This window comes from Actinoplanes sp. KI2 (assembly GCF_025630775.1).
Lineage (GTDB): Bacteria > Actinomycetota > Actinomycetes > Mycobacteriales > Micromonosporaceae > Actinoplanes.
In genome coordinates this window covers 101,446-114,065 of the sequence record NZ_JAOSZE010000014.1, presented here as the reverse complement: position 1 = coordinate 114,065, position 12,620 = coordinate 101,446, and the positions used below count along the sequence as shown (strand labels likewise).

Below are 12,620 nucleotides of genomic sequence, written 5' to 3'. Positions count from 1 at the left end.
CCGATGTCGGGGGCGCCGAAAATGCCGTCAGCTTCGCTTGGCCATTTTCGGAGCCCCCGACATCGGCGGGCGCAGCCCGAACTCGACGGTCAGCTGGCGCACCCGGCGCACGGCCGGCGGGCGGGCGGGGGAGCCGTGCGGCAGGAGTCTCGCGTACTCCTCCCACATCTCGAGGTCGTCGGCGCCCCAGGGCGCGTGCAGCCAGGCCTGGATCAGCGAGTGGTCGCGGCTGGCCAGCACCGCGGCGCGCAGCCGGCCGTCGACCAGCCGACGCAGGCGAGTGACGCCGGGCGCGTCGGAGAACGGCAGCAGCGGTCCGGCGTACTCGTCGAGGGCCTCGGCCACCCGGCCGAGCTCCAGCAGGCGGGTCATCGTGCGGAAGTCGGCGTCCAGCTCGGCGCGCAGCCGGTAGGGCCGCGACTCGAGCAGCTCCGGCCCGAGCGCTCGGCGCAGCCGGGACAGCTCGGCCCGCACCGTGACCGGGCTGACGTCGTCGCCGTAAAGATCAACACCAAGTTCTTCGCCGGTACGCCCCTCCGGGTGCGCCAGGAGCAGGACGAGCAGTTCCGAGTGTCGCCGGCCGAGCCGCTGCCGCACCCCGCCGAAGGTCAGCGTGGCCTCGTTGCGGCCCAGCGCGAGCACTCGGCCCACGCTGGCCGGCGGCGGCCGGTGACTACCCAGGTACGCCTCGGCCGCCAGCGCCGTGGCCCGCACCAGCGCCAGGCTGTGCGGGTTGGCCAGATGATCGCCCCCGGTCACGTCGATCGCCCCGAGCAGCCGCCCGGTACCGGGGTCGTGGATCGGCGCCGCCGCGCAGGTCCACCCCTGCACCGGCCGGCTGAAGTGCTCGGTCGCGAAGATCTGCAGGGGGTGGTCGATGGCGATCGCGGTGCCCGGCGCGTTGGTGCCGACGTTCTCCTCGTCCCAGCGGGCGCCGGGCACGAAGTTCATCCGCTCGGCCCCGCGCAGCATCGACGAGCCGCCCTCGACCCACAGCAGCCGCCCGTACGCGTCGCAGACGGCGATCAGATGACCGCCGCCGTCGTCGGCCAGGCCGCCGAGCAGATCGCGAAAGATCGGCAGCACCCGCGCCAGCGGATGGGCCGCCCGGTACTCCTCCAGCTCGCCGTCGCTCAGGTCGATCGGGGCCGTGCCGTCCGGGCTGGTGAGCGCGTCGGCCGACCGCTTCCACGACTCCGCGACCACCGAACGGATCTGCGGCACCGCGACGTCGCCGGCCAGGAACCGCTCGTGGGCGCGCCCGACCTGCCGGATCCGCTCGGCGGGATCGGCGCCGTGATCGAGTGCGAGCCACGGGTTGCCCAAGAAGCACCTCCAGGTCCACCCATCGTGTCCTGCGACACCTGTCGCGACAACCCGCGTGTAACGGTGGCGATGCCCGATTGCCACCCGTTCGTAGCGGGTGCTCCGCTACTCTCAGCGGAGTTCACCCAGGTTGAGGGGGAGAGTTGTCGGATCTGTCCAAGATCGTTAAGGCCTACGACGTGCGTGGGACGGTGCCCGATCAGTTCGACGAGTCGGTGGCCCGCGCGCTCGGCACGGCCTTCGTCGAGATGTTGCGCGAGGCCGGCGACGACGCGGATCAGATACTGATCGCTCACGACATGCGCGAGTCCGGTCCGGGCCTGGCCGCCGCGTTCGGCCAGGGCGTCAACTCGGCCGGCGCAAGCGTCGTCAACATCGGCCTGGCCTCGACCGACGAGCTGTACTACGCCTCCGGCTCGCTCGGCCTGCCCGGCGCCATGTTCACCGCGAGCCACAACCCGGCCCGATACAACGGGATCAAGCTGTGCCGGGCCGGCGCCAAGCCGGTCGGCCAGGACAGCGGCCTCGCGATCGTCCGCCGCCGCGCCGAGCAGCTGCTGAACGACCTGAACGCCGAGGCTGACGGCATCACCCAGGTGGAGACCCGGGACCTGCTCGGCGACTACGCGGCGCACCTGCGCTCGCTGGTCGACCTCAGCGGCATCCGGCCGCTCAAGGTCATCGTGGACGCCGGCAACGGCATGGGCGGGTTCACCGTGCCGGCCGTGCTCGGCGACCAGGTGCTGCCGGCCCTGCCGCTGACGATCGTCCCGATGTACTTCGAGCTGGACGGCTCGTTCCCCAACCACGAGGCCAACCCGCTCAACCCGGACAACCTGGTCGACCTGCAGCGGGCCATCCGCGAGCAGGGCGCCGACCTGGGCATCGCCTTCGACGGCGACGCCGACCGGTGCTTCATCGTCGACGAGCGCGGCGAGCCGGTCTCGCCGTCCGCGATCACCGCGCTGGTCGCCGTCCGCGAGCTGGCGAAGTTCCCGGGCAGCACGGTCATCCACAACCTGATCACCTCGGCCGCGGTTCCCGAGATCATCACGGAGAACGGCGGCACCCCGGTGCGCACCCGGGTCGGCCACTCGTTCATCAAGGCCGAGATGGCCCGCACCAACGCGGTCTTCGGCGGCGAGCACTCGGCGCACTACTACTTCCGGGACTTCTGGTTCGCTGACACCGGCATGCTGGCCGCCATGCACGTGCTGGCCGCGCTCGGCGGGCAGGACCGGCCGCTGTCCGAGCTGGCCGCCGAGTACGAGCGGTACAGCGCGTCCGGCGAGATCAACTCCACGGTGACCGACCCGAAGGCCAGGGTCGCCGAGGTCCGCGAGCACTTCCCGAACGCGCGGGTGGACGATCTCGACGGGATGACCGTGACGCTGCCCGACGGCGCGTGGTTCAACCTGCGGCCGTCCAACACCGAGCCATTGCTGCGGCTCAACGTCGAGGCTCCCAAACCGGACCGCATGGCGTCCCTACGGGACGAAGTGCTGGCGATTGTGCGCCGGTAGGATCAGATGGCCTACCTGCCCGCAACACCGTAAGGAGTCGTTCGGTGGCCCTCGATCCGCAGTTGTTGGACATCCTGGCCTGCCCGGACACGCATCACGCGCCGCTGACCTACGACGCCGGCGCGCAGACGCTGACCTGTACGGAGTGCGGGCGGATCTTCGAGATCCGCGACGACATCCCGGTGCTGCTGCTCGACGAGGCCCGCCGGCCCGAGGCGGGTGGCAACTGATGGCGGGCGTCAACGGGCACCGGGTCGCCGACGAGTCGCTGCTCGACGACGAGAAATCGATGGTCGCCAACGACCCGGGCGGCATGCTGCGCGCCACCGCGTCGGCCGGCGCCCAGGTCCGCGAGTCGGCGGCGCTGGCCGCCGAGGCCGACCTGAGCCCGCTGGCCGACGAGGGCCGCCCCCGCGCGGTCGTCGTCGCCGGCATCGGCACCGCCGGTCTGACCGGCAACATCCTGGCCACCGTCGCCGGGCACCGCTGCCCGGTCCCGATCATCGGGCACCGCAGCGCCGGCATCCCCGGCTGGGTCGGCGCCGCCGACGTGGTCTTCGCCGTCTCGGCCTCCGGCCGCAGCCCCGAGGCGCTGGCCGCGGCCGAGGCCGCGGTCCGCCGCGGCGCCCGGCTGGTGGCGATCGGCAACCCGGACACCGAGTTGCAGGCGATGGCCGAGCGCGCCCGCTCGCCGTTCATCCCGGTGCCGCGCCGGGCACCGGCCCGGGCCAGCCTCTGGGGCCTGGCCGTGCCGGTGCTGCTCGCGGCGCGCGCCATCGGGCTCGTCAAGGTCAACGAGGCCGACCTGGCCGAGACCGCGACCCGGCTGGACGCCGACGCCGAGCGCTGCCGCCCGGGCGCCGACTCGTTCGTCAACCCGGCGAAATCGCTCGCGCTCGGCCTGGCCGGCTCGATCCCGATCGTCTGGGGCTCGTCGCCGCTGGCCACCGTCGCCGCCCGCCGCTTCGCCGACACCCTCGCCGCGAACGCGCGCTACCCGGTGATGGCCGGCGCGCTCGGCGAGGCCGGCCGCGGCCGGGTGGGCCTGCTCGACGGCGTCTTCGGCGGGCTCGCCGAGTCGTCCCGCGACATCTTCGCCGACCCCGGCGACGAGGAGGAGGCGGGCACCCGGCTGCGCCTGGTGGTCTTCCGGGACGGCGGGCTCAACCCCGAGGACGACGCCGACGAGCCGGTCGCCGTCGAGGAGCGCCGCGCCGACGCGGTGCAGACCATCGCCGAGCGCCGCGGCGTGCGCTGCGACGTGCTCACCGCCGAGGGCGGCTCGGCGATCGAGCGGCTCGCCTCGCTCACCGCCGTGCCCGACTTCGCGTCCCTCTACCTGGCGCTGGCGCACGGGCTCGACCCGATGGCCGTGCCGGCGATCAGCGAGATGAAGGAGCTGTCCAACCCCATGCCCGAGGGCATCCAGTGAGCGCGGAGGGCGGCACGCGCGCGATCATCGCCGCGCTCTCGGCAAACCTTGGCATCGCGGTCACCAAGTTCGTCGCCTGGGCCCTGACCGGCTCGTCGTCGATGCTGGCCGAGGCGATCCACTCGGTGGCCGACTCGGGCAATCAGCTGTTGCTGCTGATCGGCGGCCGGCGGTCGCAGCGGAGGGCGACCCCCGAGCACCCCTTCGGCTACGGCCGCGAGCGCTACGTCTACGCGTTCATCGTGTCGATCGTGCTGTTCAGCGTCGGTGGCCTGTTCGCGCTCTACGAGGCGTACCACAAGATCCAGCACCCCGAGCCGATCGACTCGTGGCAGTGGGTGCCGGTGGTGGTGCTGCTGATCGCGATCGGGCTCGAGGGCTACTCGTTCATGACCGCGGTCAAGGAGTCCAACCACATCCGCGGCAAGGTCACCTGGGTCAGGTTCGTCCGCCGGGCCAAGGCGCCCGAGCTGCCCGTGGTGCTGCTCGAGGACACCGGCGCGCTGATCGGTCTGGTCTTCGCCCTGTTCGGCGTGGTGCTCACCCTGATCACCGACAACGGCGTGTGGGACGGCATCGGCACCGCGGCGATCGGCCTGCTGCTGGTGGCGATCGCGGTGATCCTGGCGATCGAGACGAAGAGCCTGCTGATCGGCGAGGCCGCCACCCCCGAGGACCTCAAGAAGATCGAGAAGGCGATCCTGGCCGGCGACGGCGTCGAGCGGATCATCCACATGAAGACCCTGCACCTGGGCCCCGAGGAGCTGCTGGTCGCCGTCAAGATCGCGGTGCCGCGGGCCGAGCGCGCCGACGATCTGTCCCAGCACATCGACGAGACCGAGGTGCGCATCCGGGAGGCCGTGCCGATCGCCCGGGTGATCTACATCGAGCCCGACATCTACCGCGAACGCAAGACGCCGACCACCACCGAGGGCGCCTCGGCCGCCGCCGGATGATCCCAGGGGTTTGCCGCTGATGACCGTGTACCCGCTGACCGGTGCGATCCGTCCCTACGCCTGGGGCTCGCACACCGTGCTGGCCGAGCTGCAGGGCCGCCCCGCGCCCACCGACGGGCCCGAGGCGGAGCTGTGGCTCGGCGCCCACCCCGACGAGCCGTCCACCGTGGGTGGCGCCGCGGGCGACGTCAGCCTGGTCACGTTCATCGGCGGCGACCCGCAGGCCCGGCTCGGCGAGCACGTGCTGGGCAAGTTCGGCCCCCGCCTGCCGTACCTGCTCAAGGTCCTCGCCGCCGAGGCGCCGCTCTCCCTGCAGGCCCACCCGGATCTCGAGTACGCCAAGCAGGCCTTCGCCCGCCAGCAGGCCGATCCGAGCCTGCCCAGGAACTACACGGACGCCAACCACAAGCCCGAGATGCTGGTCGCCCTGACCCCGTTCGAGGCCCTGTGCGGCTTCCGCGCGCCTGGCACGGCCGCCGACGCCATCGAGTCGCTGGCCCTCCCGGCCCTCGACCCGGTGGTCAAGACTCTCCGCGACGGCGACCTGCGCGGCGCGGTCGAGACCCTGCTCTCCTGGCCGCCGGACGACCGCGCGGCAATGATCGACTTGGTGGTCACGGCCGCGAGGTCCCGCCCCGGCGACGACTCCTGCGCGTTGGCGGCACACCTGGCCGCTTGCTATCCCGGCGACCCCGGCGTGCTGGTCGCGCTGCTGCTCAACCACGTCCGCCTGCAGCCCGGCGAGGCCATCTGGATGCCCGCCGGCAACCTGCACGCCTACCTTCGGGGCGCCGGCATCGAGCTGATGGCCGCCAGCGACAACGTCCTCCGCGGCGGCCTGACCCCGAAACGGGTCGACGTTCCCGAGCTGCTGAAGGTCCTCCGCTTCGAGGTCCTCGACGACCCCATCCTCAAGCCGACCGAGCTGTCCCCCGGCGTCCTGACCTGGCCGGTCCCGGTCCCGGATTTCGTCCTCTACCGCCTGGAGCTCGACGGCACGCGCCCGCCGGCCGAGGTACCGGCCGAGGGGCCGCGCATCGTCGTGGTCACGGCCGGCGACCTCTTCGCCGGCGAGTCCGTCGACGGCACCCCCATCGAGCTGGCCCGCGGCGACGCCGCCTTCGTCCCCGCCGACACCGGCAAAATCAAACTCGCCGGCGCGGGAACGGCGTTCGTGGCCGCGGTTCCCGCCTGATTCGCCATCGCGGCGTTCGGTTCCGCTTCCGGCCGCGCCTCTCGCTGGTCGTTTTCCGTATCGCGTACGAGGCGAGCGCCGTCCCCAACCGCAATCCCGCCCGGCCCGCCGCGCCCCGCGAGCTCGCTGCAACTCCGGCCCGTGCCGCGACCGCCGGGCGGAGCTGCAACGAAAGCCCGCGGCTGGCATCGATCCGTGGCCGCCGGCGGCTCGGGTGGTGCCGTACGTCACGCTGATTGGCCACTCTCCGTGCGAGTCACGCGAGACAAAAGGCGAAATTTCCAGATTTGCTTGACATCTCGACTGCGTAGTGTGAGTCTATAAACACGCAGCGTCATTGGTGATCGGGGGGTCCCACGGACGCGCGCGGTACCAAACCGGGGGGATGAACGGGGCGGCGGGCTTAGCCTGTCGCCCCGTTCGCTATGCGCCAGGCTCCCGGCCACGGCCGGCTCCACTCCCGCGGCTTACGTGGTCGACTCCCGCCCCGGGCGCCCTGCCTCGGCGGGGCGGCCGCGAGCGCAAGTGGGCAGCTCCGCCCGGCGGTCGCGGCACGGGCTGAAGGTGCACCCGGCTCGCGGGGCGCGGCGGGCCGGGCGGGATTGCGGTCGGGGACGGCGCTCGACTCGTATCCGGGAATCGCTTTTGAATCATGCGAGCCGTTCACCCGTCGGGGGAATATCCGCTCGCGGTCCGGCATCGAGCCCCCGTCCGCCCGATGGACGGGGGCTCGATTTCTCCGGGGGCACGGCGGTTGCCGCCACCGTGAACCCGTTGTTCACATTCATTTCCTCATGCCCCCTGACCTGCGTGCAAGTGCATAGTGTCCGGTGCAAGTTGCAGCGAGCCACCGCTGCGCGGTTAAGGTGTCTGGCGTGGCGAGGCCGACCTCCACTGCGCGGCGCGAGCTGGGTGTCGAGTTGCGCCGGCTCCGCAGTGATCGCCGTGCCGCCACGGTGGCGACGGCGCTCGGCTGGTCCGAGTCGAAGCTCAGCCGGATCGAGACGGCGCACACCGCGATCAGCGAGGAAGATCTCGAACGGCTCCTCACCGCGTACGGCGTCCGTGTCGAGGACCGTGACCGCCTGCGCGACCTGGCCCGGCGCGGCCGAGCCCGGGCCTGGTGGACGCCGTATCGGTCGTCGGTCCCGGACCCGTACGACGAGTTCGTCGCGCTCGAGGCCGAGGCCACCTTCATCAGCGAGTGGGAGAGCCAGGTCGTCCCCGGTCTGCTGCAGACCGACGAGTACGCCCGCGCGGTGATCGAGGCCGGCGCCGACGTCGGTGACCAGGCCGTGGCCCAGCGCCGGCTCGCGCTGCGGATGGCCCGGCAGGCGGTGCTCACCCGGGAGCCGCCGCCGTCGCTGCTGATGGTGCTCGACGAGGCGGTGCTCCACCGCGAGGTGGGCGGCGTGGAGGTGCTGCGCCGCCAGGTGGCGAAGCTCGGTGAGGACAGTCGGCGGCCCGGGGTGGAGCTGCGGATCATGCCGTTCGCCGCGGGCGCGCATGCCGGACAGGGCGAGTCGTTCATGGTGCTCGAGTTCCCGGCCGGCACCCGTAACCCGATCGTGCACAGCGAGGGGCTGATGGGCGGTCTCTTCCGGGTGACCGACAGCGAAGTCGAGGTCTATCGGGATGCGCTCGCTGACCTGCGGGAACGCTCTTTGTCGGCAGAACTGAGCCGAACGGTCATCGCTGAAAGGGAGGAAGCGCTTCGGGTCCGCGGCGGCCTTCTGAGCTGAAATGGAGGCGCATCCATCCTGGAAGGGGACAGAAATGCGGTACGCCAATCTCACCTGGCGTAAGAGCACTCGAAGCGCGGCAGCCGGCCACTGCGTCGAGGTAGCGAACGTTACGGCGGCCGTGCTGGTGCGCGACTCGAAGGACGCCAACAGTCCCGTCCTGACCTTCGCCGCCTCTCAGTGGTCGGGGTTCATCGCCGGGATCCGGGCCGGGGAGTTCGACCGCCCCGGATCCTGAGGCTCTCGCCGGCCTCACACCTCACTGGCGGGCGGTCCCATCGGGGCCGCCCGCTCCCTGCTGCCTACGAATCGTAGGAGGGACTTGCTAAGGTATGCCAGTCCTAACTTAGGATCGCCTTAGCTAAGAGTGACGTGTCGAGAAGCGGAGAGCCATGCTTGCCACCTACCTCATCGGGTTGCGCGAGGGGTTGGAGGCCACCCTGGTGGTCAGCATCCTCGTCGCCTTTCTGGTCAAGTCGGAACGCAAGGACAAGCTCAAGCTGGTCTGGATCGGGGTCGCCGCCGCGGTGGCGGTCTCCGTGTTCTTCGGCTGGCTGCTCAGCTACACCGAGACCACCCTGCTGCAGGACTACCGGCAGCAGGAGCTCTTCGAGGCGGTCACCTCGATCGCGGCGATCTGCTTCGTCACCTGGATGATCTTCTGGATGCGCCGGGCGGCCCGGGGCATCGCGGGTGAGCTTCGCAACAAGCTCGAGGACGCGCTCGCGGTCGGCTCGCTCGCGGTCGGCGTCATGGCCTTCCTGGCCGTGGTCCGCGAGGGCCTGGAAACCTCGCTGATCTTCTACGCCGCGGTGCAGGGCGCCGACCTCAACGGCGGCCCGCTGGTCGCGCTGATCGGCGGGATCCTCACCGCCGTCGCGATCGGCTACCTGATGTACGCGACCGCGGTCCGGATCAACCTGACGGTGTTCTTCAGATGGACCGGCGTGCTGCTCATCCTGGTCGCCGCCGGCATCTTCAAGTACGGCCTGCACTCCCTCCAGGAGGCCACCGTGCTGCCGGGCGTGAACGACGTCGCCTACCACGCGGCGGGCGTTCTCGACCCCTCCACCTGGTACGCCACCCTGCTGGCCGGGATGTTCAACGTCACCGCCGAGCCGACGGTGCTCGAGGTGATCGCCTGGGTGCTGTACGCCGTGCCCGTCCTCGTTCTCTTCCTCTGGCCGGCGCGCAAACCCGCGCCGGCACCCGCACCCGCCCCCGCACCGCAGGCCTAGGAGACCCCCTCGTGCGTCGTATCCCCTTGATCCTTTCGTTGGTCGCGCTCAGCGCCGTCGCCGCCTGCGGCAAGTCGGGCACCAAGTCCGACGCCGCCGGCGCGGGCGGCCCGATCACCGTGAAGGCCACCGACACCGGGTGCGAGGTGGCCAAGAGCCAGCTCGACGCCGGTACGCACGTCTTCGCGATCGCCAACTCCGGCACCAAGGTGACCGAGTTCTACGTCTACGCCGCGGGCGACCGGGTGATGGGCGAGGTCGAGAACATCACCCCCGGCCTCTCCCGCGAGCTGCGCGTCGAGCTGCCGGCCGGCACCTACCAGGCCGCCTGCAAGCCGGGCATGGTCGGCAACGGCATCCGGAACACGCTTACCGTGGCCGGCTCGGCCTCGCCGCTCTCCGAGGACGCCGCGCTGGCCCAGGCCACCGCGAGCTACACCCGGTACATCACCACGCAGAGCGAGGCGCTGCTGCAGAAGACCACCGACTTCGCGAACGCGGTGAAGGCCGGCGACATCGAGAAGGCCAAGAAGCTCTACCCGGTGGCCCGCACCTACTACGAGCGGATCGAGCCGGTGGCCGAGATCTTCGGTGACCTCGACCCGAAGATCGACGGCCGCGAGGACGACGCCACCGCGGCGCTGCCCTTCACCGGCTTCCACAAGCTGGAGAAGGACCTCTGGGTGACCAAGGACGTCAGCAAGGACGGCGCGATCGCCGACCAGCTGGTCACCGACGTCAAGGAGATCGTCACCAAGGCCAAGGCCGAGAAGCTCTCCCCGCTGCAGCTGGCCAACGGCGCCAAGGAGCTGCTCGACGAGGTCGCCACCAGCAAGATCACCGGCGAGGAGGAGCGGTACTCGCACACCGACCTGTGGGACTTCGCGGCCAACGTGGACGGCTCGCAGGCGGCGGTCGCGGCCCTGCGCCCGGCGCTCGAGCAGCGCAACCCGGCGCTGGTCAAGCAGATCGACACCGCCTTCGCCAACGTCGACACCGAGCTCGCGAAGTACCGCGACGGCGACGGGTGGAAGCTGCAGAACCAGCTCACCCGGGAGCAGCTGAAGGGCCTGTCCGACGTGATCAACGCGCTTGCTGAGCCGATCAGCAAGATCGCCGGCGTGATTGCGCAGAAGTGACCATGGCCGAGAAAAAGGTCTCGCGCCGGCGGGCGATCGGCCTCGCCGGCGCCGGGGTGGCCGGGGTCGTCGGTGCGTCGGCGGTCGGTGCCTCGATTCTTGCCGACAAGTCCGAGAAGCCGACCGACACCACCTTCTCGGACGCGATCGCGTTCCACGGCGCGACCCAGGCCGGCATCGTCACCCCGGCCCAGGACCGGCTGCACTTCGTCGCGTTCGACGTGCTTACCAAGGACCGCGACCAGCTGGTCCAGATGCTCAAGGACTGGACCGCGGCGGCGGCCCGGATGACGGCCGGCCAGGACGCCGGCCCGATCGGCGCCACCGCGGGCATCCTCGAGGCCCCGCCCGACGACACCGGCGAGGCGATCGGGCTGCCGCCGTCCGGCCTCACCCTGACCGTCGGCTTCGGGCCCACCCTGTTCCGCGACTCGTCCGGCAAGGACCGCTTCGGGCTGGCCGCGCGCAAGCCGGCCGCGCTCGCCGACCTGCCGCACTTCCCGGGCGACACGATCGACCCGGCCATCTCCGGCGGCGACATCTGCGTGCAGGCCTGCGCCAACGACCCGCAGGTGGCGGTGCACGCGATCCGCAACCTGGCCCGGATCGGGATGGGTGTGGTCAGCGTGCGCTGGTCGCAGCTGGGCTTCGGGCGTACGTCGTCGACCTCCACGTCGCAGGCGACCCCGCGCAACCTGTTCGGCTTCAAGGACGGCACGGCCAACCTCAAGGCCGAGGAGACCGACCTGATCAAGGAGCACCTCTGGGTGCGGCCGGAGGACGGGCCGGACTGGATGGCCGGCGGCTCGTACGCGGTCACCCGAAAGATTCGCATGATGATCGAGACCTGGGACCGCAGCCCACTCGGCGACCAGGAGAACATCATCGGGCGGACCAAGGGCGAGGGGGCGGCGCTCGGCCAGGCCAAGGAGTTCGACGAGATCGACCTGGTCGCCAAGAACGGCGACGGCGACCCGCTGATCCCGGTGGACGCGCACGTGCGGATCGCCCACCCGGACACCAACAACGGCGCCCACCTGCTCCGACGCGGCTACAACTTCGTTGACGGCTCGGACGGGCTGGGCCGGCTCAACGCCGGGCTGTTCTTCATCGCGTACCAGCGTGACCCGCGCACCCACTTCGTCCCGATCCAGACAAATCTGGCCCGTCACGACGCCATGAACGAGTACACCCGGCACGTCTCCAGCGGATTGTGGGCCTGTCCGCCGGGGGTCACCGGACCCGACGACTTCTGGGGACGTGGGCTGTTCGCGTAGGCTGCCGGCGGACAGAGATCGGTACCGGGGTACACGTGGTTCGGGAGGACAGTGCAATATTGGACCGCATGAGAGCCCGGGTACTCGTCGTCGATGACGATCCAGCGTTGGCCGAGATGCTCGGCATCGTTTTGCGGAGCGAGGGCTTCCTGCCCTCGTTCGTCGCCGACGGCGAGCGCGCCCTGGCCGCTTTCCGGGAAAACCGGCCGGACATCGTGCTGCTCGACCTGATGCTGCCCGGGATGAGCGGCATCGACGTGGCGCGCGCGATCCGCGCCGAGTCGGGCATCCCGATCGTGATGCTCACCGCCAAGAGCGACACCGTGGACGTGGTGCTGGGCCTGGAGTCCGGCGCCGACGACTACGTGGTGAAGCCGTTCAAGCCCAAGGAGCTGGTCGCGCGGATGCGTGCCCGGCTGCGCCGCGGCGAGGACGCCGCGCCGGAGATGCTCACCATCGGCCCGCCCGGCAACCAGATCACCATCGACGTCCCGGCGCACACGGTGAGCCGCGACGACGAGGAGGTCAAGCTCACCCCGCTGGAGTTCGACCTGCTGGTCGCCCTGGCCCGCAAGCCGCGCCAGGTGTTCACCCGCGAGGTGCTGCTCGAGCAGGTCTGGGGTTACCGGCACGCGGCCGACACCCGGCTGGTGAACGTCCACGTGCAGCGGCTCCGGGCGAAGATCGAACCGGACCCGGAACGCCCCGAGATCATCCTCACGGTGCGCGGGGTCGGCTACAAGGCGGGCACCGCCTGATCGCTCCGAGCGGCTAACCTTGCCGCGAGATGCG

Annotated in this window: 12 protein-coding genes; 11 read left to right on the top strand and 1 reads right to left on the bottom strand. The window is 71.0% G+C overall.

From position 1 onward, the window contains the following. Positions 1-27 precede the first annotated feature (27 nt). A complete protein-coding gene (locus ODJ79_RS16675; protein ID WP_263024371.1) occupies positions 28-1,326 on the bottom strand; it encodes a GAF domain-containing protein in 1,299 nt (432 codons plus the stop codon). 143 nt (positions 1,327-1,469) lie between these two features. Between ODJ79_RS16675 and ODJ79_RS16670 the strand changes: the two genes are divergently transcribed. The 11 genes from ODJ79_RS16670 (at position 1,470) to mtrA (ending at position 12,586) form a co-directional block, all read left to right on the top strand. Next, positions 1,470-2,849 (top strand): phosphomannomutase/phosphoglucomutase, encoded by a 1,380-nt coding sequence (locus ODJ79_RS16670; protein WP_263024370.1) that lies wholly within the window; start codon positions 1,470-1,472, stop codon positions 2,847-2,849. Positions 2,850-2,893: 44 nt separating this feature from the next. Continuing rightward, complete coding sequence (locus ODJ79_RS16665; RefSeq protein WP_263024369.1) at positions 2,894-3,079, top strand: Trm112 family protein; 186 nt, start codon at positions 2,894-2,896, stop codon at positions 3,077-3,079. Continuing rightward, on the top strand, positions 3,079-4,281 hold the full coding sequence (locus ODJ79_RS16660) for an SIS domain-containing protein (protein WP_263024368.1): 1,203 nt from the start codon (positions 3,079-3,081) through the stop codon (positions 4,279-4,281). Before ODJ79_RS16665 ends, ODJ79_RS16660 begins: the two co-directional genes overlap by 1 nt. Further along, positions 4,278-5,237 carry a cation diffusion facilitator family transporter gene (locus tag ODJ79_RS16655; protein WP_263024367.1) on the top strand — a complete coding sequence of 320 codons (960 nt, stop codon included), beginning with the start codon at positions 4,278-4,280 and terminating at the stop codon, positions 5,235-5,237. Before ODJ79_RS16660 ends, ODJ79_RS16655 begins: the two co-directional genes overlap by 4 nt. 19 nt (positions 5,238-5,256) lie before the next feature. Further along, entirely contained in the window at positions 5,257-6,432 is a 1,176-nt protein-coding gene (gene manA, locus ODJ79_RS16650) for a mannose-6-phosphate isomerase, class I (RefSeq protein WP_411267325.1), read from the top strand. A gap of 875 nt (positions 6,433-7,307) precedes the next feature. Further along, a complete protein-coding gene (locus tag ODJ79_RS16645) occupies positions 7,308-8,174 on the top strand; it encodes a helix-turn-helix domain-containing protein (protein WP_263024366.1) in 867 nt (288 codons plus the stop codon). 34 nt (positions 8,175-8,208) lie between these two features. Next, positions 8,209-8,412: a DUF397 domain-containing protein gene (locus ODJ79_RS16640; RefSeq protein WP_263024365.1), complete on the top strand. Its 204-nt coding sequence runs from the start codon at positions 8,209-8,211 to the stop codon at positions 8,410-8,412. Positions 8,413-8,566: 154 nt separating this feature from the next. Beyond that, positions 8,567-9,412 (top strand): iron uptake transporter permease EfeU, encoded by an 846-nt coding sequence (gene efeU / locus ODJ79_RS16635; RefSeq protein ID WP_263024364.1) that lies wholly within the window; start codon positions 8,567-8,569, stop codon positions 9,410-9,412. A gap of 11 nt (positions 9,413-9,423) precedes the next feature. After that, positions 9,424-10,551 (top strand): iron uptake system protein EfeO, encoded by a 1,128-nt coding sequence (efeO, locus tag ODJ79_RS16630; RefSeq protein WP_411267324.1) that lies wholly within the window; start codon positions 9,424-9,426, stop codon positions 10,549-10,551. 2 nt (positions 10,552-10,553) lie between these two features. Beyond that, complete coding sequence (gene efeB / locus ODJ79_RS16625) at positions 10,554-11,828, top strand: iron uptake transporter deferrochelatase/peroxidase subunit (protein ID WP_263024363.1); 1,275 nt, start codon at positions 10,554-10,556, stop codon at positions 11,826-11,828. A 68-nt stretch (positions 11,829-11,896) separates the two neighbouring features. Further along, complete coding sequence (gene mtrA, locus ODJ79_RS16620; protein ID WP_263024362.1) at positions 11,897-12,586, top strand: MtrAB system response regulator MtrA; 690 nt, start codon at positions 11,897-11,899, stop codon at positions 12,584-12,586. The last annotated feature ends 34 nt before the right edge of the window (positions 12,587-12,620 follow it).

Excerpts from the sequence above, each read along its gene's own strand:
- manA (WP_411267325.1), top strand. The coding sequence starts at position 5,257 with ATGACCGTGTACCCGCTGACCGGTGCGATCCGTCCCTACGCCTGGGGC.
- ODJ79_RS16640 (WP_263024365.1), top strand. The coding sequence starts at position 8,209 with ATGCGGTACGCCAATCTCACCTGGCGTAAGAGCACTCGAAGCGCGGCA.
- ODJ79_RS16660 (WP_263024368.1), top strand. The coding sequence starts at position 3,079 with ATGGCGGGCGTCAACGGGCACCGGGTCGCCGACGAGTCGCTGCTCGAC.
- mtrA (WP_263024362.1), top strand. The coding sequence starts at position 11,897 with ATGAGAGCCCGGGTACTCGTCGTCGATGACGATCCAGCGTTGGCCGAG.
- efeB (WP_263024363.1), top strand. The coding sequence starts at position 10,554 with ATGGCCGAGAAAAAGGTCTCGCGCCGGCGGGCGATCGGCCTCGCCGGC.
- efeU (WP_263024364.1), top strand. The coding sequence starts at position 8,567 with ATGCTTGCCACCTACCTCATCGGGTTGCGCGAGGGGTTGGAGGCCACC.